Raw genomic sequence first — 22972 nt, 5'->3', positions numbered from 1 at the left:
CTTAGAATGAAACGATCGTCTGGATGACGATGGCATTGGCGATATCCACAAAGAATGCGGATACAAGGGGCAGCACGATAAAGGCAATAGGCGACGGGCCATATCGCTTGGTTACGGCGGTCATATTGGCAATCGCGGTGGGGGTTGCGCCCAAAGCGAAGCCCCCGAACCCTGCTGCAAGCACGGCGGCGCGGTAGTTCGAGCCCATGACGGGGAACAGAACCCAGATCACAAAGACGACGGCAAACAGGGTTTGCGCAGTCATGATGACGACGATGGCCAGCCCCAGTTCCGCGATTGTCCAAAGCTGCAGGCTCATCAGCGACATGGCCAGAAACGCGCCCAGCGAGAATTCCGAGATCAGTGCCAGCGAAGGTGTGCGCGACACTTGCGGTGCATTCGGGGCAATCCAGTCGCGCAGATTGGCGATCACGATTCCCATGATCAGGCACGGAACAAACAGCGGTAGTTTCAGCCCGGCGGCCGTGATCGCCTCGCTCAGCACATATCCGAAGATGATCGCGAGGTTGAGGTGCAGAAGGACGCGCATGATCGTCAGGTGATCGATCCTGGAATTGCGCTCGTCCGCATCATCGGGAAGGCCGATTGTGTGTTCCTCATCCGGGCGCGCCGGTTGCAGGTTCCGGCCCTCAACCAGAACCCGCGCAATCGGCCCGCCGACAAGCGCGGCAAGAACAAGGCCAAGGGTCGCCACCGCGACACCCAGCTCGGTCGCACCGTCCAGGCCAGTCACTTCGGCCACATCCGGGGCCCAGGCAATCGCCGTTCCGTGCCCACCGATCAGGGAGGCTGAGCCAAACAGCACCCCGGCCTGCGCGGGATAGCCGAAAGTCACCGCCCCGGCAGCACCAATCACGTTCTGGAAGACGATAGTTGCAAGCGTCAGGATAAGCAGCAAAAACAGCGGCTTGCCGCCTGCAATCAAATCAGACAGCCGCGCATTCAGGCCGATCCCTGCAAAGAACACAACCAACAGGAAATCACGGGCCGCGAGGCCGAAGCTGAGTTCCAGATCAAACAGAAGATACAGCCCCAGCACGACAAGAGACGCCAACAGACCTCCGGTCACCGGCTCGGGGATGTTGAACTGGCGCAGCGCCGCGACCCGAGCGTTGACCTCGGCCCCGATCAGGTAGACCGCGAAGCCCAGCGTCGCCGTTAGAAAATCCGGGATCTGCAAGGTCTGCGCGTCCATGGCGTTTTAACTTTCAGGCCGGGGCGGGCATTCTTCGCCTACAACGGTGCCGTCATAGGCCTTTTCGCCACAATTGTTCAGCGCGTGCCAGATGTAACCTTTGCCATCCTGTGTGACAGCCACGATCCGATCCACGCCATAGTGGATATTCTTCTGCCCGATGAATGCCTGCGCCCGACCGGATTTCAGCGCATCTGCCAGAGCGACCGCATCGTAGCAATCAAACCAGCCCGGCGCGGTCAGGGGGGTCGCCTCGTCCGCCAACTGGTACGTCGATTGCAACTCATCCAGCGTCAGATCGGTGTCGAAACAGGCCCGAAACCGGATCGGAGAACTGTCGGCGTCGATCGCCTGAAAACCCGAATATTCGATCGCAATCGGTGCATCGGCCCCGTCGACCAGCAGCACCACGTCCTCACCCGGCGATGGCGTGACATCGTAATAGAACCCATAGACCTGCAAATAATACATCCCGCCGCCCGCAAGCGCGGCGGACACCAGAAGAAGGATGGCGAGCAATTTGCCAGTCATGTTTTGAAGGTCCCTCGTTCGCAGTCTTTCTCAGGTATTTCAGAGGTAGCGCGTGCTGCAGGACAGTACAGTCCGCCCGTCGCCCGCTGTCCAACTCTCAGTCCAAGGTCACCAAATCCCTGTGACCCTTGAGGTCGTGTTTCCCGTTGGACGCATCAGGCCGCGTGCCCGGCGGCCTCGGTCTGAACAAAGGCATCCGCGCATTGTTTGGCCAGCGCCCGCACGCGCCCGATATAGGCCTGCCGTTCGGTCACCGAGATTACGCCGCGCGCGTCCAGCAGGTTGAAGATGTGCGACGCCTTGATGCACTGATCGTAAGCCGGATGCGCCATGATGATGCGCTTGCCGGTTTTCGGGTCGTCATGTTCCTGCGCCAGAATAGCGGCGCATTCGGCCTCGGCCTCTTCGAAATGGCGCAGCAGCACTTCGGTATTGGCCACGTCAAAGTTCCAGCGGGCGTATTCCTCTTCTGTCTGCTTGAAGATGTCGCCATAGGTCAGCGGGCTGGGGGATTGCGGGTCGTTGAACGGCATGTCCATCACGTGATCGATGCCCAGCACATACATCGCCAGACGTTCCAGCCCATAGGTCAGTTCACCCGAGACCGGGGCGCAGTCATGGCCGCCGACCTGTTGGAAATAGGTGAACTGGCTGACCTCCATCCCGTCGCACCAAACCTCCCATCCCAGCCCCCAGGCGCCCAGGGTGGGGCTTTCCCAGTCATCCTCGACGAACCGGATGTCGTGCAGGTCCATATCGATGCCGATGGCCTGCAGCGAGCCCAGATACAGCTCTTGCAGATCCGGCGGGCTGGGTTTGATCAGCACCTGATACTGGTAGTAATGCTGCAACCGGTTGGGATTCTCACCATACCGCCCGTCGGTCGGGCGGCGCGAGGGTTGCACATAGGCCGCGGCCCAGGCCTTGGATCCCAGCGCGCGCAACGTGGTCGCCGGGTGGAAGGTCCCTGCCCCGACCTCCATGTCATAGGGTTGCAGGATCGCACAGCCCTTGGACGCCCAATAGGTCTGAAGCCGCAGGATAATTTCCTGAAAAGAACGCGGTGCGCTGGACGGTTCGGTCATGACATTCCCTTTGGGCGTCGCTTGCGCCCTGTTCCGGTCGGTTTTGCCCTTCCTATGCAAGGGGCCAAGGGGCGTCAACGGGCCAATGGCCCTATGCTGTATCTGCACGGCCACACACTAAATTCCCCGTATTCCCGCCATGGCATTTGAAGAATGAAATCGCGTATTCTGCGGCAAAGCACCAACACTGCATAAACGGGCAGACAATGACACGAGTTTTAACGGCATTTCTTTTGTTTCTTCTATTCGGCCTGCACGCCGCATCCGCTCAGCAAGACCAGGGCGTTTGGGTACAGGTCGAGGCTCAGCCTTCCTTGCGCGAGGCGCAGGAGCGCGCGCAGGTTTACGCCAGCGCCCTGCCCGATGTGAACGGGTTTCGTCTGAACAGCGGCTGGTACGCCATCGTCATTGGGCCTTACGCCCGCAGCGATGCCGAACAGGTTCTGCGCGTCTACCGCGCCGAAGGGGAAATCCCCCGCGACAGCTTCATCGCATTCTCCAGCGCCTTTGGTCAGCAGTTCTGGCCGGTCGGCGCCAACCTGCTGGACCGTGGAATCGCCACACCACCGGTAGAGCCCGAACCGCAGCCGGAACAAAACCTGTCCGAGGTGACACCGCAAGCGTCCGACGAAACCCGCGCGCAGGCGCTGCAATCCGAACGACTGCTGAGCGCGCAGGAACGGAAGGACCTGCAAACCGCGCTACAGGCCGCAGGGTTCTATAACTCGACCATCGACGGAGCATTCGGGCAAGGCACGCGCCGGTCGATGGGCGACTGGCAGCGCTTTAACGGCTATGAGCCGACCGGCGTTCTGACCACCTTGCAGCGTAAGGCGCTGATTGATGACTATAACGCGCCGCTGATCAGCGTTGGCATGGCGCAATACGTGGACGATAAGGCCGGTATTGCGATGGACATGCCTTTGCAGGCATTGGCGTTTGATCGCTACGAAGCCCCCTTTGCCCATTTCAAGTCTGGTTCGGATATCGGAGCCAAGGCGCTGCTGATTTCTCAGGAAGGCGACAGATCCACGCTGCGCGCGTTGTATGAGGTGATGCAATCGCTGGAAATCGTACCGCTGGATGGCCCGCGCGAGCTGCGCGGCGACCGATTCTCGCTGGAAGGGCGCGGCAATGGCGTTGTTTCGTTCACGCAAGCCAAGCTGGAAGACGGGCGGATCAAAGGATTCACGCTGGTCTGGCCCGAAGGCGATGAGGCGCGCCGCCTGCGCGTTCTGGCGGCCATGGCGTCCAGCTTTGCGACCACCGACGCAGTTCTGGACGCAACCGCCGGGGCCAATTTGGATCAGCGGATCGATCTGGTTTCGGGCCTGCAAGTGCGCAAACCGCGCCTGTCCCGCTCGGGCTTTTTTGCCGATACAAGCGGCGCGGTACTGACCGTGTCCGAGGCGGCGGACAATTGCACCCGGATCACACTGGATGGCGATCAGGAGGTTCAGGTCGCCTGGACCGATACCGATCTGGGTGTTTCCGTCTTGCGCCCCAACCAAAGCCTGGCCCCGATGAGCGTTGCCGCTTTCAGCGCAGGCACCCCGCGCATTCAGTCCGAAGTGGCGGTGTCCGGGTATTCCTATCAGGGCGCACTGGGCGCCCCGACCCTGACCTATGGGCAAATTGCGGATGTTCGTGGTCTGAACGGTGAAGAAGGGGTCAAACGTCTGGCCCTGAACGCCCAACCCGGCGATGCCGGAGGCCCCGTGTTCAACGACAGCGGCAATGTGGTGGGCATGTTGCTGCCGACACCCACCGAAGGACGCACCCTGCCCGCCTCGGTCAGCCTTGCGGCGACTGCGGATCGTTTGACGGACGTTCTGACACAGGCAGGCGTTTCCGGTCAGTCCGGCCCTGAAGAGGCAACGCAAATCTCGCCGAACGAATTGAACCGCCGCGCAACGGGAATGACTGTTCTGGTTCATTGCTGGGACTGATCCCAGCCCTATCCGCAGAAAAAGAAACGCCGCAGAATTCTGCGGCGTTTTCTTATTTCAGGATATCCGGCGTGACGTGGATCAGCGTTGGAACCGGCGCAGCAAACGCGGCCTTCACCGCCTCTTGCAGTGCGACCAGAGTGTCGGGTGCGGCGGACCGTGCCCCAAACGCCTCGGCCAGTTTGCAGAAATCGGGATTGCGCGCCACGACCGCATTTGGTGCGATCTGGCTGCGGACCATGCTGTCCTCGATCTCTTTCAGTTTGCCGTTGTCCCATAGGATGATCGGCAGCGACAGGCCCAGTTCGACCGCAATGCCCAGTTCCTGCATCGTATAGTGAAACCCGTAATCCCCGGCGATCACAGCGGTTGGTTTGCCTCGCCGCGCCACAGCCCCGCCAACCCCCGCTGGCAGGCCATAGCCCAAGGTGCCAAAGCCGGTTGGGTGGTGCCAGTGATGGGGATAGGCCATATCCCAGACCTCTTTCGCGACATAGGCAAACTGGGTCATATCGGAATAGATCATCGTGTCGGCGGGCATCGTGGCGCGCAGAGCGTCAAGGATCGGTACGATGCCCGGACGTTCGGCATCAACCTCGGCCCGCCAACGCGCGCGCGCCTCGGCCACCTCTTCCTGCGTCCAGCCGGTGGCCGGATTCGCGTCTTCGGTGGCGACCCAAAGGGCGCGGGCAAAGCTTGTGCTATCCGCCTGAATCTTGATTGCAGCGCGGTGATGGTCTGACAGCACCTCGGGGTCCAGATCGACGCGGATCAAAGTGGCCGAGTGCCCCAGCTCTTTCCGCCAAAGATCAACCTCACCCAGTTCAGCCCCCACCGCGATCACCAAATCGGCCGAGGCGATCACCTCGGCGCTGCCGGGACGCGGCAACATCGAGCCGAAGTCCAGAGGATAGTTCGCGCCAACCATGCCACGTCCGGCATAGGTGGTGAAACAAGCCGCACCCACCTGCGTCAAAATCTGCCGCCAGTCATTCGACCGGCATCCGCCACCCAGAATGAACAAGGGACGTTTCGCGATGTTCAGCAAGGACACAACCGGTGCCACATCTGGCGGCAAAGCCTTGGTCCGCAGCGCGGGTTGATTCGGAAACGGGGCCGGATCGGCATCCGCCTCAAGCTGTGCGATCGGCACCTGAACGTGCTTGGGGCGGGGCCGCGACAGCTCGAATTCTTCAAATGCGCGTTCGATCAGGCCATAGGCGGCCTGTGCGGTGTTCGCCTGTGCGGACCAATCGGCGACTGTACCCGCCGCCCCTTGCTGATCCTTCATTTGATGCAGTTGCCCCCGCTGCGCGTGTGTCTCGCCCAGACAAGAGGACAGAACCAGCATGGGCACCGAGTCGCTATAGGCCTGCCCCATAGGCGTCATGGTATTGCACAGACCCGGCCCGGTGATCACATAAGCCACGCCCGGCTTGCCCGTCGCGCGCGCATATCCGTCGGCCATGAAGCCTGCCCCCTGCTCGTGCCGGGCCAGAACATGGTTGATCCCGGCCTCTTCGATGCCGCGGTACATTTCCTGATTGTGAACTCCGGGAATACCAAAGATCACGTCAACGCCACGATCCCTGAGCATATGCGAGATCTGCGCGCCAAGAGCTCTTTTCATCAGCTTCTCCAAAATTGAACGGTGAAGATTGCGTAAACGGCCAGCAACTCAAGCCGTCCGACCAGCATGCCGATGGTCAGCAGCCATTTCGCCGAGTCGTTCAGCCCGGCAAAATTACCCGCCGGACCGATCTGATCGCCCAGCCCCGGCCCCACGTTGGCCAGTGCTGTCGCCGCCCCCGAGACCGATGTTATGAAATCCAAACCGGTCAGGGCCAGCGCCCAGGACAGGACGCCCATGGACAACACGAAGAACATGAAGAAACTCATGACCGAAGTCAGGACATCGCGGCTGACAGGGCGTCCGTCGTAAAGCGGCATGAACACCCCATGCGGGGACCGGATGCGCCGGATCTGAGTTTTGATCGATGCAAACAGCAACTGGTACCGGAACACCTTGATCGAACAGGCGGTCGAGCCCGCGCAGCCGCCGATCAGGCCGATCAGGAAAAACAGCATCACCGGGAAACTGCCCCAGGTCATGTAGTTGACGCTGGCATAGCCGGTGCCCGAGATGATCGAGGTGATGTTGAACAGCGACTCGCGGAAGGCGCGCTCCCAGTGGTGCGGAAAGACGGACATCAGGAAGACGGCCATGACAACGACCAGAACGAAGATCGTCGCCAGAAACGCCTTGATCTGACTGTCCTGCCAAAGTGAGTTGGTCTTGCCGTTGGCCAATTGCACATAGCGGACAAACGGCAGCGCGGCGAGGATCATGAACACCGAGGCCGCATATTCCGCCGGACCGGTGAAGGTCGCGAACGAGGAATCGTAGTTCGAAAAGCCACCCGTTGCGATGGTGGTCATGGAATGAACTGTGGCGTCAAAGAAGCTCATCCCGAAGCTGGCGTACACCAGTCCGCACGCCAGTGTCAGAAACACGTAGATCAGGGAAATCTGGCCCGCAATCTCTTGCGCGCGCGGCAGGATTTTTCCCATGGTTTCAAACCCTTCCGAGCGGAAGATCTGCATCCCACCCACGCGCAGCTCGGGCAGGAACACCATGGCGACAACGATGATGCCGATGCCGCCCAACCATTGCAGGATGCCGCGCCACAACAAAAGGCCCTGTGGCAGATCATCCAGCCCGGATATTACGGTCGAGCCTGTGGTCGTCAGGCCGGACATCGCCTCGAAATACGCGTCGACAAAGCGCAGTTCCGTTTCACCGAACAGAAACGGGATCGCGCCAAAGACCGGCAGCGCGACCCAGACGCCGGTTGTCAGCACAAAGGTCTGCCGGATGGTCAGCCCTTCGCCCACACCGTTCGAGCAGCTCATGGCCAGAACCGACCCGGTCAGCATGGTGATGATCGCGCTTTCCAGGAACACATACCATTCGCCGCGCCCTTCGATCAGGTCCGCGAGCATAGGAAACAGCATGGTCGCCCCTAGAATGGCGACCAGCAAGCCAATCACATATCCGACCGGGCGAATGTCCATCATGAGGCGCAGCGTTGGCGCGCCTGCCCGACCGTGTCAAGCCGATGATCCGCGATTACTCGTCGGATTTTGCAACAGGTTGCGGCATCACCGGTGGTTTTGAAGGCGCACGGGTGCGGCGCGCCTGCGGCTTAGGCGCCTCGGACGCGGCAGGTTTTGCCGTCTCGGGCGCTTTTGCCGGAGCCGCCTGAACAGGCTTGGCCGCAGGTTTCGGCGCTTGGGCAGTTTTGACCTTGGGCGCGGTTTTTGCGACCGCTGCTTTGCGTGGGGCGGGTTTGGCAGCCGGAGTCTTGGGCGCAGTTTTGGCCACCACCGTTTTTTCCGGCGTAGGTTTCGCTGCAGCTTGCTGTGCGGGAGCCGGCTTTGCCTCGGTGGTCTTTGCAAGAGGTGCCGCAGGTTTTGGCGCGGGCGCTGCGGCTTTGCCGGGCGCTTTCGCCTCAGCCTCGGGCTTCACAGCCGGCTTGGCCACAGCGCGTGGTTTGGCGGTAAACTTGGCCGCAGGTGCCGATTTGGGCTTGGCCGCCGCAGGTTTCTTGACCGGGGTCGCCGCTGCACGCTTGGTAACCGGCTTGGTCGCAACGGGCTTGGCCTCTGCCGGAGCGGATTTGGATGCCGTATTGTGCAACGCGTGGACCGGGGCCATGGGCAGTTCCAACGCCGAACGCGCCATGATCTGCATGATCTTGATTTGGCTCACCATGGCGTAACCTGCCACGCGAAACGCCGCTGCCTGAAGTTCCAGCGGTTGGGTAATCGGATTCATTACATGTCTCTCCTGTAAAAGCGATGCAGCCAGGTCTGTGAGAGTGTAAGACCCGCCCCGCTCCGATCGCTCGGGCGGCAGGTTGGGTATTGCAGTCCAAGGCGTGGCACGTCTCGGTGTCCCTCCGGGGCGGCACGCACACAGAACGCAGGCGTGCCGCAGCTGCATTCAGGACCATCCATACCTCAAATCATTGCGCAATTGCAGCATTTCTGCTGCGTTGCGGCGAAAAAACGCTGGTAGTCGCACTATGAGATGAATTTTCAGCCACTTACCGGCCGCGGTTCATCCCACGTGGAACAGAGTCGCAAACAATCTGGGATCAAGGCTGGCCGATTCGAATGTCGGCCCTTCGGTCAGAACCGATACCGCATCGTGGCTATGAAGGCTTTCCTGGTGGCTGGCAATCACGCGGAAATCGCCGACGTGGTGATCTGCCAGCAGCTCGGCGCAGAACAGACGCGCCGCATCCTCGACGAAAATCGGGTTGGCGGCGTTCAGTTCGGCAAACGCCTGTTCGTCCTCACGCTTGACCATGACCTGTGTTTCGGTCGGAACCGCGCGGCGGCACAACTCGATCAAGTCTTCGAACCACAGGCAATCCGCGTCACGATCCACGACAACCGAAATCCGGGCGACCGAGCGTTGCGAGTGTGGCGTTGCAAGCTGGCCGCGCTGAGACCTTGCATGTTCACTCAGCTCCAGCGAACAGGGGCACGTGGACGAATAGACATAGTCCAGATGCATGATCTTCTGGCGCACGCCGTTCTGTTCCACCAGTTCCAGCGCAATGTCGTAATACTGGTACCCTTCCAGCCCCGACCGCAGGCTTTTCACCTTGATCGGATAGGAAAACCGCATCTGGATACGCGCGTCAAAGCTGTCCAGATCGGTCAGATAATCGCTCAGCGCCGATTCCATCACTTCGAAACTGAACGTCCGCTCGGCATGTTTGTAGAAAGACCGCATGATCCGGGACATGTTGATGCCCTTTTTCTCGGCCTCAAGGCTGACCGTGCCGGTGATCGAGGTTTCCAGCGTCAGGACATCTCCGTCCTTGCGGTGGAACCGGATCGGCAGGCGGAAATTGGAAATCCCCACATGCTGAATCTGTTGCTTTGCGCCACGGATCAGACTGGACGGGCCGTTTTGCAGATCGGGCAGCGATGCGCGATAGGCGGAGTCCACGGCAAAGCCATCGGGATAGTCCCGCGCAAGGGTCGGATAATTCACCGCACCCGTCCCCGGCAATAGACGCGCAACCGCCGGATCAAGCTGCGCGATTTCCAGCGACGACGCAGTCTCGGCCCATTTCCGCAGCACCTTCAGGGCAGCAGCGGCTTCATCACGATCCGGGGTGTCAATGTCGCGCGGGTGAACATTCATGGACTGAGGTTCCTCGATTGGTCGTCATTGATATATACCACGGCAAGTTATTTGCCAGATAAACCTACTACGCGTGCAATAGCAGTCCGGATCGAAATGAGTAACGCGTTTGCGGCATTTTCAGTCAAAAACCGCCCGCGAATGCAGCTGACAACCATTCAGCAGAGTAAATCCGGGGGCTGACAGGCCCCTGGGCAGCGCCTTGTTAACCTTGCGAGGCTTTCAGCGCGTTCTGAATATCGGCCAGAAGATCGCCTGTATCCTCAAGCCCAACCGACAGGCGGATCAGACCGGGTGTGATGCCCAACTCATCCTTCTGTTCATCGCTCAGACGTTGATGCGTGGTTGTGGCCGGATGGGTCGCGATGGACTTGGCGTCGCCCAGATTGTTCGAAATCACAGGGATCGTCATCGCGTTCAGGAACGCAAACGCCGCATCCTTGCCACCCTTGATGTCCAGCGACAGGACGGTGCCGCCTTTGCCACCCAACTGCCGCTGTACCAGATCGTTCTGCGCATGAGTCTTCAGACCCGGGAACAGGGTCCGGTCCAAGGCCGGGTGCCCTTCCAGCGCCTCGGCAATCTGCTGCGCGGACGCGGCCTGCGCGTTGACCCGCAGCGCCATGGTTTCCAGACCTTTCAGCATGATCCAGGCGCTGAACGGGCTCAGCGCACCGCCGGTGTGCTTCATATACGGCTCGACCGTGCCGCGAATGAATTCCTTCGTGCCAAGAATGACGCCGCCCAGCGCGCGCCCCTGCCCGTCGATGTGCTTGGTGGCCGAGTAGATCACAACATCCGCGCCCTGATCGATCGCGCGCGAGAACACAGGCGTCGAAAACACGTTGTCCACCACAACCAGAGCACCCACCGCATGGGCCAGTTGGGCCACGGCCTCGATATCGATCACTTCCAGTGTCGGGTTCGACATGGATTCGAAGAACACCGCCTTGGTTTCAGGCCGGATTGCGGCCTTCCACTGGTCCAGATCGGTGCCGTCCACAAAGCTCACGTCAACGCCAAAACGCGTCAGGATGTTTTCGACGATGTACAAACAGGATCCGAACAAGGCTTTGGCCGAAACGATATGATCCCCGGCCTTCAGCATCGAGGTCAGCGCGCCATTGACCGCCGCCATGCCCGAGGCGGTGGCAAACGCGTCCTCGGCCCCTTCCAGCGCCGCAATGCGCTGCTCAAAGATCGAGACGGTCGGGTTGCCGTAACGCGCGTAGATAAACTCGTCCGGGCCACATTCCAGGAACCGGCCCTCGGCCTGTTCGGCGGTGTCATAGACGAAGCCCTGGGTCAGAAAAATCGCCTCGCTGACCTCATTATACTGACTGCGACGGATGCCGCCATGGACGGCTTGGGTGCGTTTGTTCCAGCTCTCGCTCATGTCATTCCTTTCGGCCTCGATCCCCAAGGCGCATCAAAAAAACCCCAGACGCGGTCAAGCGAAAGGGGCCTTTCATCCTGACCTTTTAGCGGTGTTGTTTAGCGTGGCCCGCAATCCGGTAACAAATCGCCACGTGATGCTGTTGCCCTTACGCCGCAGTCGCGAATTCGTCAACCCCGACCGGGGCAACGTCACGGTTCTGTAATCGTTCATTCATCGAAGCGTCATAGCGTCATGACAAAGCAGCACCACAACATCCTGTATGAGGCAGAGCCAATGCCAGTAATCAGGATCAATGCTGTCGGCGGACACGCCCGGTTGCACGGCAGCCCCCGACCCATAAATGGGGTCTTGCGCCAAACGCGTCACACCAGCGGCCCGGTCATCATCATGACCCATGGCTACAAATACCGGCCCGATGACCCGAACGCCTGCCCGCACCTTCACATGCTGTCGCTGCGCCCCAAAGCAATGCCGTGGTACAGCCCCAGCTGGCCGCAACATCTGGGCTTTGGCGCAGGGTTCCGGGATGAAGGGCTGGCCATCGCCTTCGGCTGGGACGCGCGCGGCCCGCTGTGGACAGCGCGGCGACGCGCGGTCGAAGCCGGGCGCGTTCTGGCCGATGTCATTCAACAGATGCGCAGTCTGAACCCCGATCGTCCCATACACTTTATCGGGCACTCCATGGGCACAGAACTGGCGCTGGAAGCGCTGCATCACATTCAGCCGGGGGTGCTGAACCGAATTGTCTCGCTGACCGGGGCCGTCTACCAATCGCGCGCCGTTGAAGCCTTGCAGACTGCCGCAGGTCGTCGGGCGGAATTCATCAACATCACCAGCCGCGAAAACGACCTGTTCGACTTCCTCTACGAAACGCTGATCCAACCGCCTGCACCGGGTGATCGCAGCATCGGGGCCGGTCTGAGCGCACCCAATGCCGTCACGCTACAGATCGACTGCTCTGCGACCGTGGATCACTTGTCCACTCTGGCCTTCCCCCTCGCGACACCTCAGCGACGTATCTGTCACTGGTCCAGCTATACCCGACCCGGCGTTCTGCGCACCTACAACGCTTTGCTGCGCGACCCCGAGCGCCTGAGCCTGATCGCATTGCGGCGCGGTGTGCCCGACCAGCCGAACCGCCGCTGGTCACGGCTTTTTGCGGTGCCCCGCCCGCAAGCCCTCTTGCCGTTTGCGCAGAAAACCTCATGATTTCCTCAACCTGAGGAGACATCATGATCGATCTGTATTTCTGGCCCACGCCGAATGGCTGGAAAGTGTCCATCGCGCTGGAAGAGATGGGGCTGCCCTATACGACTCACCTGATCAACATCGGCAAAGGCGACCAGTTCGACCCCGCGTTTCTGAAGATCGCACCCAACAACCGCATGCCTGCGATTGTCGATCCCGACGGCCCCGGCGGCGCGCCCGTTTCCGTGTTCGAAAGCGGCGCGATCCTGATGTATCTCGCTCGAAAAACGGGAAAGTTCTATGGCACGACCGAGCGCGACCGGATAGCAGTCGAAGAATGGTTGATGTGGCAGATGGGCGGAGTCGGTCCCATGGCGGGCCAGGCGCATCACTTCCTGAAATACGCCCCTCAACTCGACCCGCCACAGGACCTGCCCTACCCCAAAGACCGCTACCGCGCCGAGGTCGGCCGGCTTTACGGCGTTCTCGACCGACGACTGGCCGAGAATGAGTTTGTCGCGGGCGATTTCTATTCCATCGCGGACATGTCGATCTGGGGCTGGGCCAGCCTGTGGGAAGGGCAGCAACAGGTGCTGGATGACAAACCCCATTTTGCACGCTGGCTTGAAACGGTCAGCGCCCGCCCAGGCGTTCAGGCCGGTCGTGCGCTACATGCCGAATTGCGCGGCGATCATCGCGACAAGCAATCGCAGGGGGTATTGTTCAAGCGGTGAGCCGTTTTAACCTTCCGTCTTGATCGAAGGATCAGATAACGCCCGCGACCGCAGCCAATATCACCCATAAGCTGAGAACAATCCACGTCCCGGTGATCAACCAGAACACCCCGGGCCGTGTTGCGCGGTCGATCGGCTCGACAAAGTCAGCCCGCCCGGTTCTGAGGGCAAGCCAGGTCCAGATCAGAAACAGGACACCCCAGAAAACCTGCAAATCCAAAAACACGGCAAGCCAAACGCATGTCACCGCGATCAGCGATTTCCACGCCAACCCGTAGGTCTTGCGCGTCACGTCAGAGGTCTGGCTATCGTCTGCTGCAGCCGAGTCACCAAACGCGGGCTGGATCATGAAATGGGCACCCTGCCGGTCCGAGACCAATATACGCTCGTCCGGCAAGTCATTGTGATGGCACCCGCCCCGCGCCTTGATGTGCTGAACGGTGTCGGCCACCGATCTCACGCCGAAACATGGCATCCAATACCGAAACTTGCCCCGGACGGCCTCGGGCACCTCTTCGGCCTGCGCGACCACCGTGCCGTCGGGGTGGCGAATATCGTATCGGGGCCACGGGGTTGCCACGCTTTTCTCAAAGCGCCAGTTGAACAGATCCGCATAAAACGGTTCGATCAGGGCGATGTCCGGGACATGATGAAATCGGGCCACAACTGCGCCGGGCCCCGACGTCGCAGAGGTGATATCCGGCCCCTCATACATTGTGAAACCCGCGCCTGATGGATCCCGGACCAGAGCGATGCGCGCCTCATCGCTGAACGGCTGGGGTTCCACTTCGATGATGACCCCTTCGTGCCGGCGTGCCTGTTCGACCTTCGCATCCAGATCATCGACATGGATATAGGACATCCAGAAAGACGGCATGTTCATCTGCGCCAACCGCTCGGGCATCGGGAAGATGGCCGCGACCTGCTGCCCGCTGATGCTGGCAAAGTCGTAGGCGCCATCGCCGCCGAAAGACCAGTTGAAGACGTCGCTGTAATCGGCTCTGGCCGCCTGCATGTCGTAGGTGGACAGGTCGGTCCATAGAAAATGCCCGTGTGCCATAGCGCCCTCTTCCCGTTTCGGTACCTACCCGAGCTATGACCGGAAATTCGGGCTGTCCAGAGGTCGCACTATACGCAGATTGCTTTATTGCCCCTCGCCCCGCACCAGCACATCCAGCATGTCTGAAATATCCTCGATCTCTTCCGCGATCACATGGGTCACCGAATGCGCCCGCTGCATCCGCCCCGTAACCCGCAGCAACCGACCCGATATCACCGCGCGGCGGAACTGCTCGTAAATCTTGCGCCAGACCACCACGTTCACGATACCCGTCTCGTCTTCGAGCGTGACGAAGATCACCCCCTTGGCGGTCCCCGGCCTCTGCCGCAGGATCACCAACCCGGCCACGGCCACGCGCGCGCCCTCGGGCGGTGCGGTCAACTGATCTGACGGCAAACAGGACGGCGGGCGCGGCCAGTCCCGCTTTGAAACCACGGGGCGAACAAGCATAAGAACAAAAATAGAACATATACACGGAAAGTCCAGACACGGCGTCACGAGTCGCAAATGGTACTGGAAAGACCTAAATGCCTTCACTAAGGAAGAATTCGAACATCGCAAAAGGAAGACGCACGCAATGGCAAAGATCACCTATGTCGAGCATGGCGGTACCGAACATACAGTCGAGGTCGCCAACGGACTGACCGTCATGGAAGGGGCACGTGACAACAATATCCCCGGCATCGAGGCCGATTGCGGCGGCGCATGTGCCTGTTCTACCTGCCATGTCTATATCCACCCCGACTGGGTCGAGAAAATCCCCGCCAAGGATGACATGGAAGAGGATATGCTGGACTTCGCCTATGAACCCGACCCGGCCCGCTCGCGCCTGACCTGCCAGATCAAGGTCACCGATGCGCTGGACGGTCTGGTCGTGCAGATGCCGGAAAAGCAGATCTGATGCATCCCAAAGCGCCGCGCCTGCCCGTCCGCCTGTGGCAAGGATGGGCTCGCGGCGCGCTGACAGCCTTATGCATGTGGCTGGCGGGGGCACCCATGGCAACCGCCGACACCATAGCCTCTGCCCGATTCACAGAACCCACCACTCGTTATCCGCATGGCGTTCTGGGCGACACTATCGAATATGGCGCGCTGGAGCTCACCATCCAGACCGCTGACGCAAGCGCCAGCCCTTCAATATTGACGATACGTTTACCGCAAGACCGCGTTTTCGAAGACCTCGCGCCGCGGCTGGTGGATGTCACCAAAGACGGCTCACCCGAAGCCATTGTCGTCGAAAGCCAGGCCAACACCGGGGCACAGCTCGCGGTCTATGACGCACGCGGGGAAAAGATTGCCGCGACACCGCATATCGGTACACGCTTCCGCTGGCTCGCCCTCATCGCAGCGGCTGATCTGGACGGCGACGGCCATATCGAGATTGCCTATATCGACCGCCCTCACCTTGCCAAAACCCTGCGCATCTGGCGCTACCAAGACGATGCCCTGACCGAAATCGCCTCGCTCCCCGGTCTGACCAACCACAAGATCGGTGAGGATTTCATCTCAGGCGGCCTGCGCACCTGCGCCAACGGTCCGGAACTCATCGTTGCCAGCGCCGATTGGACCCGGATCATCAGTATCACGTACCAAAACGATTGGACCCAAACCGATATCGGCCCATTCGCCGGCCCCAAAAGCCTCGCCCAAGCCCTGGAATGCTGATCCGTTCTTCATCTGGCCAAAAATATCTCGGGGAGCGCGAGGGGCTGGCCCCTCGCCCAGAAAATTGAGACGGGCGCAGCCCGGCAATCAGATCACAGCGCCCGCCACCCGATATCCCGGCGGAAAAACCCATCGGGCCAGTCAACCCCATCCACCATCGCATAGGCCCGATCCCGCGCCTCCTGCAGCGTCTCACCCCGCGCGGTGACGTTCAGCACCCGTCCGCCCGAGGCCCGCACCAGCCCCTCAACCGCCTTGGTGCCCGCATGGAATACCATATTGCTGCTGTCTTCAGGCAGACCATCCAAGCCTTTGATAACCGACCCTTTCTCATACGCCCCGGGATAGCCTTTCGCGGCCATGACCACGGTCATCGCATGATCATCCGCCCAGTTGACGCGGGTCTCATCCAACCGCCCCTCGGCGGCTGCATGCATCAGGTCCATCACCTGCGCGCCCAGACGCATCATCAGAACCTGACACTCGGGATCGCCGAACCGGACGTTATACTCCACAAGACGCGGCTGCCCGTCCTTGATCATCAGACCGGCATAGAGCACCCCCTGAAACGGAGCGCCCCGGCGTTTCATCTCGGCCATGGTGGGACGAATGATCTCATCCATAGCGCGGGCCTCGACCTCGGCGCTGAGAACCGGTGCAGGAGAGTACGCCCCCATACCGCCAGTGTTCAGCCCGGTGTCCCCTTCGCCAACCCGCTTGTGGTCCTGTGCCGTTCCAACTGACAGAATGTTCTCGCCGTCACACAGCACGAACAATGACGCTTCTTCACCATCCATGAACTCTTCAATGACCACTTCGGCACCTGCGCCACCGAACGCACCGCCGAACATGTCTTCGATGGCCTCCAGCGCGGTGCGTTCGTCCATCGCCACGATCACGCCCTTGCCCGCCGCCAGACCGTCAGCCTTGACAACAATCGGTGCGCCCTGCTCGCGGATATAGGCTTTGGCCGGTTCCGCCTCGGTAAAACGCGCATAAGCCGCCGTTGGTGCGCCAGAGGCATCGCAAATCTCTTTGGTAAAGCTTTTCGAAGCTTCCAGCCGCGCCGCCTCGGCCGACGGTCCAAAGACCAGCACGCCTGCCTCACGCAGCCGATCCGCCACACCAGCTGCCAAAGGCGCTTCGGGGCCGACGATCACGAAATCAATCGCGTTGGCTTCGGCGAAGTTGACCACCGCGCCGCCGTTTTCGATGTCCAAAGACGCGCATTCAGCGATCTGAGCGATCCCGGCATTGCCCGGCGCAACAATCAGACGGTCGCATTTGGGGTTCTGCATCACCGCCCAGGCCAGGCTGTGTTCGCGCCCGCCGCTGCCGAGAATAAGGATGTTCATGGGGTCGTCTCCGATCTGCTTGGCCTCGCCTGCGCGGCGTTCTAAGCTGGCCGGGCATTTGACACAAGGCGCTGAAATGTCCGACCTGCTAGACGACCCCATTCCTGGCCAAAACACCCCTGAATATTCGGTTTCCGAGATTTCCGGCGAGGTAAAACGCACGCTCGAAGGATCGTTTGGGCGAATCCGTGTGCGGGGTGAGGTCGGACGGGTGTTCAAGGCGCGCTCGGGTCACCTGTACTATGACATCAAAGACGACCGGAACGTGCTGGCCTGTACCACTTGGAAAGGCCAGATCTCGGGTCTTTCGGTGGTTCCGGAAGAAGGGTTAGAGGTCGTTGTCACCGGCCGCCTGACCGCTTTTGGTGCTCAGTCGAAATATAACATGAACGTGGATGAGGTTGCAGTCGCCGGTCAAGGCGCGCTGATGGCGTTGCTGGAAAAGCGCAAGAAGCAGCTGGAAGCCGAAGGGCTGTTTGCCCCTGAACGCAAAAAGCCGTTGCCCTATCTGCCGCAAATCATCGGCGTTGTGACATCACCGTCCGGTGCGGTGATCCGGGATATTCTGCACCGCCTGCGGGATCGCTTCCCCCGCAAGGTTCTGATCTGGCCGGTCGCCGTGCAAGGCGCCAACTGCGCCCCCGAGGTCACGCGCGCCATCGAAGGTTTCAACGCGCTCACACCCGGAGGCGCGCTGCCCCGTCCCGATCTGATCATCGTCGCGCGTGGTGGTGGCTCCATCGAAGATCTCTGGGGGTTCAACGAAGAAAACGTGGCGCGCGCGGCGGCAGCCTCGGACATACCGCTGATCTCGGCTGTGGGTCACGAAACGGACACAACGCTGATCGATTTCGTCTCGGACCGCCGCGCGCCCACGCCAACAGCCGCTGCCGAACTGGCCGTGCCCGTACGGATGGAACTTCTGGCCTGGACCAACGAGCAAGGCGCACGCCTGTCCCGCGCGGCCAGCGACGCGGTCCAGCGCCGCGCCCAGCGTCTGCGCGATGTTGCCCGCGCTTTGCCGCGCCCGGACAGCTTGTTGAACACCCCCAGACAACGCCTTGATCTGATTGCAGAACGCCTGACCCCGGCCTTGAACCGAGGCGTGCAGAACCGCCGCCTGCAACTGGTCGAAATGTCCGCCCACCTGCGCCCTTCGACCTTGCGCGGTGTCGTCTCATCACGGCAGGAAAGCCTGCGCAACCTGTCCTCTCGCCTGTCCCTGCGCCCCATTCAGCGCGAGATCGACCAACAGCGGCAGGCCACCGCCCGGCTGGCCGAGCGTCTGAACGCAGCCCAAAACACCCGGCTGGATCGCCTGCGGCAGCAACTGGACGCCACGGATCGGTTGCGAGAAACGCTCAGCTACAAGGCCACTCTGGCGCGCGGCTATGCGGTGGTCCGCGCCGAAGGCGATGTGGTCACGACAAAAACACAGGCCGCCAAGCATCCGGTTCTGGAAATCGAATTTGCAGATGGTCGCCTGACGACCGGAGGGGCCGGTAAAACCCCTGCCAAAAAGGCCAAAGCGGACGCCCCGGATCAGGGCTCGCTGTTCTAAGCCATGCTGACGATCTGGGGCCGCAAAACGTCATCCAATGTGCAGGCTCTGATGTGGTGCGTCGGCGAACTGGGCCTGGATTATGAACGACACGATGTCGGCCATCGTTTCGGCGGTCTGGACACGCCGGACTTCGCGAACCTGAACCCAAACCGCACCATCCCCGTGATACAGGACGGCCCCCAACCACCCCTTTGGGAGACCGGAGCAATCCTGCGCTATCTCGCCGACCGCTACGGGCCCGACACCTTTTGGCCCAAAGACCCGGTCCAGCGAGCCGAGGTCGACAAATGGGCCGAATGGGCCAAGATCAACATTGCGATGGCCTTCACCGTTCCCGTGTTCTGGCAGGTTGTGCGAACGGCCAAGCCAAAGCAGGATGCAAAGTCTATCAACTCCGCCGTAAAAACCCTTGAAAGAAAACTTGAAATTGCGGACACGCAACTTGCAGGAAGGGCCTTCATTGCCGGAGCTGACCTGACTTTGGCCGACATCCAGTTGGGTCACATCCTGTACCGATATTATGATATCGACATCCCAAGGGCACCTTTGCCACATCTACAACGTTACTTTGACAGGCTGAGCCAGCGACCTGCCTATCAGGAACACGTCATGATCAGCTACGACGACCTTCGCGTAAGCTAGGATCAGACCCCGACCTCGGGACCAAGGCACACCATGTCCTGGCCCAGATCCTCGATCTCATACAGCTCGGTTGCCTGAGGATCGCCGTCTGGCCGTGCGATCAGGCCACCGCCGGACCGTTTGAACACCCAGCATTGCGGATCCAGCCTGTCTTCATAGACAAAACAGATCTGTTCCTCGCGCTGATACCAGATGCCTTTCTTGCACTGCCCGTCCAGAAACGACCAGATGACACGGCGATCGGGCAGATACTGTTCAACCCCGTAAACCTTCCCTTGGAAACCATAAAACAGGGTTTTTCCGCGCGTATACTCATCGAACTCCGCCCCGGAAAGCGCTGTTTGCGCGCCAACGGCTTGGGCCGAGAGAGCCAGTAGAATCGAAAGATGCCTCAACATGCGACCATAGTGTCAGATACCGCCAGCCAAGGCTAATCGCATTGCCCGGTTTCGCCTGCCTCAACGTCACCTGTTGCCTGGGCTGCAGATCAGGAAGGACAGTGGGCCTGAAACAACCGAGAGGATAAGACATGACCGTCCTGTTCTGGATCGCAGCGGCATGTGCGCTGGCCTATCTTCCCCTGGCACCGCGCCCGGCAGGTGCTGCGCGAACGGTGCTCAAAACCGCCTCGGTCGCGTTGCTGGCCGTGATCGCTGCGCTTGAAGGCGGCGCGATGCTGCTGATCTTCGCGCTTGCGCTCTGCGCGGTCGGGGACGCCTTGCTCTCACGCGAGTCCGAGGCAACCTTCATGGCAGGCATCGGCGCATTTGCGGCAGGCCACATCGCCTATATTGCCCTGTTCCTGTCTCATCCTGCCAGCGCAGCCGGCCTCATCCTTGATCGACCGGGGATATTCTGGTCGCTGATCCTTCTGGGTGTCGTCGTCATTACAATCCTCCCGCCCCGCGCCGGAGAGCTGAAGGTCCCCGTTCTGATCTATATCCCCATCATTCTCGGCATGGGAGTATCGGTCCTGTCCCTGCCACCCACCGGCATGCTGGTCTGGGCCCTTCCGGCCGCGCTGGCCTTCATTGCCTCGGATCTGGTTCTGGCGACCGAAAAGTTCCTTCTGCCCCCAAACCACCCGGCCCTGAAACTCACACCCTATGCGATCTGGCCGCTCTATTGGGTGGCGCAGGCCGGGCTGCTGATTGCCTTTACCTGACCCTTTGCAACTCGGGTAAATCCGCATTAGGTGGGGGGAACACCTGCGGAGATCGAAAATGGCGTTTTTTTCAAAGCTGAAGGACAAGCTGTTCAAATCCTCTTCACGCCTTGAACAGGGGCTGGACGCCATTGTCGAAGACGGCGGTGAGGAAACCGCCGCTGATCCGGTGATCCCACAGCCCGAGCCCAAACCGCAGCCGGTGCCGGAGATTCCTACGCCCGTACCGACCACCGAGCCTGTCGAGGTGCCCGAGCCTGCCCCCGCAGACCCAACCCCGGCGCCTACGCCGCCCGAAGTCCCTGAAAACAAGGGGCTTCTGGGTCGTCTGTTCAGTCGCTCTGAAAGCAAAACCGAAATCCGCCGCACGCTGGATGACGATATGCTGGAACAGCTCGAAGAACTGCTGATCGCCTCTGACATGGGCGTCGACACCGCCTTGCGCGTCACTGCCAATATGGCCGAGGGGCGCTTTGGCCGCAAACTCTCAGCCCGCGAAATCAAGCAGTTGCTGGCACAGGAAGTCGCCCGCGTGATGGAACCCGTTGCCCGCCCGCTGCCCATCTACCCCAAACGCCCGCAGGTGGTTCTGGTCGTCGGCGTCAACGGCTCGGGCAAAACCACAACCATCGGCAAGCTTGCCAGCCAGTTCAAATCCGCAGGCAAAAAAGTCGTCATCGCCGCCGGAGACACGTTCCGCGCCGCCGCCGTCGAACAATTGCAAGTCTGGGGGGAACGCGCAGGCGTCCCAGTTCTGACCGCCCCGGAAGGGTCCGACCCCGCCAGCCTCGCCTTCGACGCGCTGACCAAAGCACAAGAAGACGGTGCAGACCTGCTGATGATCGACACGGCGGGCCGCCTGCAAAACCGCGCTGACCTGATGGAGGAACTGGCCAAAATCGTCCGCGTCATCCGCAAGGTCGACGATACTGCCCCGCACAATACCCTGCTGGTGCTGGACGCGACCACGGGCCAAAATGCACTCAGTCAGGTGGAAACCTTCCGCAATCTGGCTGACGTTTCCGGCCTGGTGATGACCAAGCTCGACGGCACCGCCAAGGGCGGCGTGCTTGTCGCGCTGGCAGACAAGTTCGGCCTGCCCATCCACGCCATCGGCGTCGGAGAACAAATCGACGACCTCGCCCCCTTCGACCCCGAAGAATTCGCCGCCGCCCTCACCGGCCTCGACCAAAGCTGATCCGATTCTTCATCTGGCTACAAATATCTTCGGGGGTCTGGGGGCAGACAGCCCCCAGCCTCTCCACCCAGCACAAAGATCTGATACTTGAGCGATTGGCTGATCTCACTCGAAGGCACCGAAGCGGGCCACCAGCTTGCCCTTGGGCTGGCGCTGATGGCTGCCTTCCTGCACGCCGCGTTCGGCGCACTTCAAAAAGGCCGCCACGACCCGTGGCTGTCGCGTGGCGCTATCGACGCCTGCTATTGCCTGGTGGCCGCCCCCTTCGCCTTCTTCGTCGTGCCATGGCCTGAACCCTATATGTGGCCCATCTTTGGGGTCGTCTGGCTGATCCACATCGCCTACAAAACGCTTCAGGCCATGGCCTATACCAAAGGCTCCTATACGGTCGTCTACCCTGTCGTCCGGGGCACCGGCCCGCTGTTCACCGTGATCGGAGCCTATCTGCTGTTCGGGGAAACCTTCACAGGTACCCAATGGCTGGGCGTGGCGGTCCTTCTGGCCGGGATCTTCGGCCTCGCGATCTACAACCTGCGCTTTCTTGAGACCAACCGGGAAACGCTTGGCATCGCGCTGGCGCTGGCCGTGGCCACCGGGTTGTTCGTGGCGCTTTATACCACCTATGACGCCTATGGCATCCGCGCCACCGCCGACCCTTTCACCTTCCTTGCCTGGTTCTTCATGATCGACGGGGCCGCGATGCCGATCTACGCCTTCCTCAGATGGCGCGCCATGGTCAATCGCCCGGCTATCGGGCCCCTGATGTTGCGCGGGCTTGCGGGCGGCATCATCGCGCCCTTGTCTTTTGGGTCCATTATGCTGGCCACGCGGCTGGACAAGGTTGGCGAGGCCGCCGTCTTGCGTGAAACTTCCACCGTATTCGCCGCCCTGATCGGCTGGCTGGTTCTGAAAGAAACCGTTGGCCCCAGACGCATTGCCCTGATGGCATTGATTGCATTGGGCGCCGTAATAGTTGAAATGGGCGGGTAAGCAGCAG

22 protein-coding genes and 1 riboswitch are annotated in these 22972 nt (G+C 60.8%); of the genes, 10 read left to right on the top strand and 12 right to left on the bottom strand.

Going from position 1 to position 22972, the window contains the following annotated elements:
- Position 1: 1 nt before the first annotated feature.
- The 3 genes from gltS to ACR0LW_RS00185 all read right to left on the bottom strand — a co-directional run bounded on the left by gltS (position 2) and on the right by ACR0LW_RS00185 (position 2832).
- A complete protein-coding gene (gltS, locus tag ACR0LW_RS00195) occupies positions 2–1216 on the bottom strand; it encodes a sodium/glutamate symporter (RefSeq protein ID WP_480881058.1) in 1215 nt (404 codons plus the stop codon).
- Between the two features lie 6 nt (positions 1217–1222).
- Positions 1223–1747 carry a DUF6446 family protein gene (locus ACR0LW_RS00190; RefSeq protein WP_480581645.1) on the bottom strand — a complete coding sequence of 175 codons (525 nt, stop codon included), beginning with the start codon at positions 1745–1747 and terminating at the stop codon, positions 1223–1225.
- A gap of 155 nt (positions 1748–1902) precedes the next feature.
- On the bottom strand, positions 1903–2832 hold the full coding sequence (locus ACR0LW_RS00185; protein WP_170453078.1) for a glycine--tRNA ligase subunit alpha: 930 nt from the start codon (positions 2830–2832) through the stop codon (positions 1903–1905).
- A gap of 206 nt (positions 2833–3038) precedes the next feature.
- Between ACR0LW_RS00185 and ACR0LW_RS00180 the strand changes: the two genes are divergently transcribed.
- Positions 3039–4781, top strand: coding sequence for a serine protease (locus ACR0LW_RS00180; RefSeq protein ID WP_480581647.1), 1743 nt, complete (start codon positions 3039–3041; stop codon positions 4779–4781).
- Between the two features lie 52 nt (positions 4782–4833).
- Here the strand turns inward: ACR0LW_RS00180 and ACR0LW_RS00175 are convergent, their stop codons facing one another.
- The 5 genes from ACR0LW_RS00175 to metZ all read right to left on the bottom strand — a co-directional run bounded on the left by ACR0LW_RS00175 (position 4834) and on the right by metZ (position 11401).
- Entirely contained in the window at positions 4834–6411 is a 1578-nt protein-coding gene (locus ACR0LW_RS00175; RefSeq protein WP_480881054.1) for a 5-guanidino-2-oxopentanoate decarboxylase, read from the bottom strand.
- Complete coding sequence (locus tag ACR0LW_RS00170) at positions 6411–7859, bottom strand: TrkH family potassium uptake protein (RefSeq protein ID WP_170451465.1); 1449 nt, start codon at positions 7857–7859, stop codon at positions 6411–6413. Before ACR0LW_RS00170 ends, ACR0LW_RS00175 begins: the two co-directional genes overlap by 1 nt.
- Positions 7860–7911: 52 nt before the next feature.
- Entirely contained in the window at positions 7912–8619 is a 708-nt protein-coding gene (locus ACR0LW_RS00165; RefSeq protein ID WP_480881051.1) for a hypothetical protein, read from the bottom strand.
- A gap of 285 nt (positions 8620–8904) precedes the next feature.
- Positions 8905–10005 carry a GTP cyclohydrolase FolE2 gene (gene folE2, locus ACR0LW_RS00160; RefSeq protein ID WP_480881048.1) on the bottom strand — a complete coding sequence of 367 codons (1101 nt, stop codon included), beginning with the start codon at positions 10003–10005 and terminating at the stop codon, positions 8905–8907.
- Between the two features lie 205 nt (positions 10006–10210).
- A complete protein-coding gene (gene metZ / locus ACR0LW_RS00155; RefSeq protein ID WP_480881045.1) occupies positions 10211–11401 on the bottom strand; it encodes an O-succinylhomoserine sulfhydrylase in 1191 nt (396 codons plus the stop codon).
- Between the two features lie 65 nt (positions 11402–11466).
- Positions 11467–11544: riboswitch (SAM riboswitch) on the bottom strand.
- Between the two features lie 91 nt (positions 11545–11635).
- Between metZ and ACR0LW_RS00150 the strand changes: the two genes are divergently transcribed.
- Positions 11636–12613 (top strand): DUF726 domain-containing protein, encoded by a 978-nt coding sequence (locus ACR0LW_RS00150; RefSeq protein ID WP_480881043.1) that lies wholly within the window; start codon positions 11636–11638, stop codon positions 12611–12613.
- Between the two features lie 23 nt (positions 12614–12636).
- Positions 12637–13326, top strand: a complete 690-nt coding sequence (locus ACR0LW_RS00145) for a glutathione S-transferase N-terminal domain-containing protein (protein ID WP_170734523.1) — start codon at positions 12637–12639, stop codon at positions 13324–13326.
- A 31-nt stretch (positions 13327–13357) separates the two neighbouring features.
- On the opposite strand, the gene ACR0LW_RS00140 is transcribed toward ACR0LW_RS00145, so the two are convergent.
- Together ACR0LW_RS00140 and ACR0LW_RS00135 are read right to left on the bottom strand one after the other, a co-directional pair.
- Positions 13358–14386: a VOC family protein gene (locus ACR0LW_RS00140; protein ID WP_170734522.1), complete on the bottom strand. Its 1029-nt coding sequence runs from the start codon at positions 14384–14386 to the stop codon at positions 13358–13360.
- A gap of 84 nt (positions 14387–14470) precedes the next feature.
- Positions 14471–14836, bottom strand: a complete 366-nt coding sequence (locus ACR0LW_RS00135; protein WP_170451479.1) for an OB-fold nucleic acid binding domain-containing protein — start codon at positions 14834–14836, stop codon at positions 14471–14473.
- 127 nt (positions 14837–14963) lie between these two features.
- Between ACR0LW_RS00135 and ACR0LW_RS00130 the strand changes: the two genes are divergently transcribed.
- On the top strand, positions 14964–15287 hold the full coding sequence (locus tag ACR0LW_RS00130) for a 2Fe-2S iron-sulfur cluster-binding protein (protein ID WP_039534845.1): 324 nt from the start codon (positions 14964–14966) through the stop codon (positions 15285–15287).
- Positions 15288–15382: 95 nt separating this feature from the next.
- Positions 15383–16051 carry an FG-GAP repeat domain-containing protein gene (locus tag ACR0LW_RS00125; RefSeq protein WP_480581662.1) on the top strand — a complete coding sequence of 223 codons (669 nt, stop codon included), beginning with the start codon at positions 15383–15385 and terminating at the stop codon, positions 16049–16051.
- 92 nt (positions 16052–16143) lie between these two features.
- On the opposite strand, the gene purD is transcribed toward ACR0LW_RS00125, so the two are convergent.
- Positions 16144–17406: a phosphoribosylamine--glycine ligase gene (gene purD, locus ACR0LW_RS00120; RefSeq protein WP_480625861.1), complete on the bottom strand. Its 1263-nt coding sequence runs from the start codon at positions 17404–17406 to the stop codon at positions 16144–16146.
- A gap of 76 nt (positions 17407–17482) precedes the next feature.
- On the opposite strand from purD, the gene xseA reads away from it, so the two are divergent.
- Positions 17483–18967 carry an exodeoxyribonuclease VII large subunit gene (gene xseA, locus ACR0LW_RS00115; RefSeq protein ID WP_480625860.1) on the top strand — a complete coding sequence of 495 codons (1485 nt, stop codon included), beginning with the start codon at positions 17483–17485 and terminating at the stop codon, positions 18965–18967.
- 3 nt (positions 18968–18970) lie between these two features.
- Positions 18971–19612, top strand: a complete 642-nt coding sequence (locus ACR0LW_RS00110) for a glutathione S-transferase family protein (protein WP_480881038.1) — start codon at positions 18971–18973, stop codon at positions 19610–19612.
- A gap of 2 nt (positions 19613–19614) precedes the next feature.
- On the opposite strand, the gene ACR0LW_RS00105 is transcribed toward ACR0LW_RS00110, so the two are convergent.
- Positions 19615–20010, bottom strand: coding sequence for a hypothetical protein (locus ACR0LW_RS00105; RefSeq protein WP_480881035.1), 396 nt, complete (start codon positions 20008–20010; stop codon positions 19615–19617).
- Between the two features lie 131 nt (positions 20011–20141).
- On the opposite strand from ACR0LW_RS00105, the gene ACR0LW_RS00100 reads away from it, so the two are divergent.
- From ACR0LW_RS00100 to ACR0LW_RS00090, 3 genes are all read left to right on the top strand, one after another.
- Complete coding sequence (locus ACR0LW_RS00100; protein ID WP_170451487.1) at positions 20142–20777, top strand: lysoplasmalogenase; 636 nt, start codon at positions 20142–20144, stop codon at positions 20775–20777.
- Between the two features lie 58 nt (positions 20778–20835).
- Complete coding sequence (gene ftsY, locus ACR0LW_RS00095; RefSeq protein WP_480881031.1) at positions 20836–21975, top strand: signal recognition particle-docking protein FtsY; 1140 nt, start codon at positions 20836–20838, stop codon at positions 21973–21975.
- A gap of 87 nt (positions 21976–22062) precedes the next feature.
- Positions 22063–22965: an EamA family transporter gene (locus ACR0LW_RS00090; RefSeq protein WP_480881028.1), complete on the top strand. Its 903-nt coding sequence runs from the start codon at positions 22063–22065 to the stop codon at positions 22963–22965.
- Positions 22966–22972 lie beyond the last annotated feature (7 nt).

Source organism: Ruegeria sp. N4 (assembly GCF_056531425.1).
Note: the sequence above shows the minus strand (reverse complement) of the source record. Positions and strands in the feature narration are given on the sequence as shown.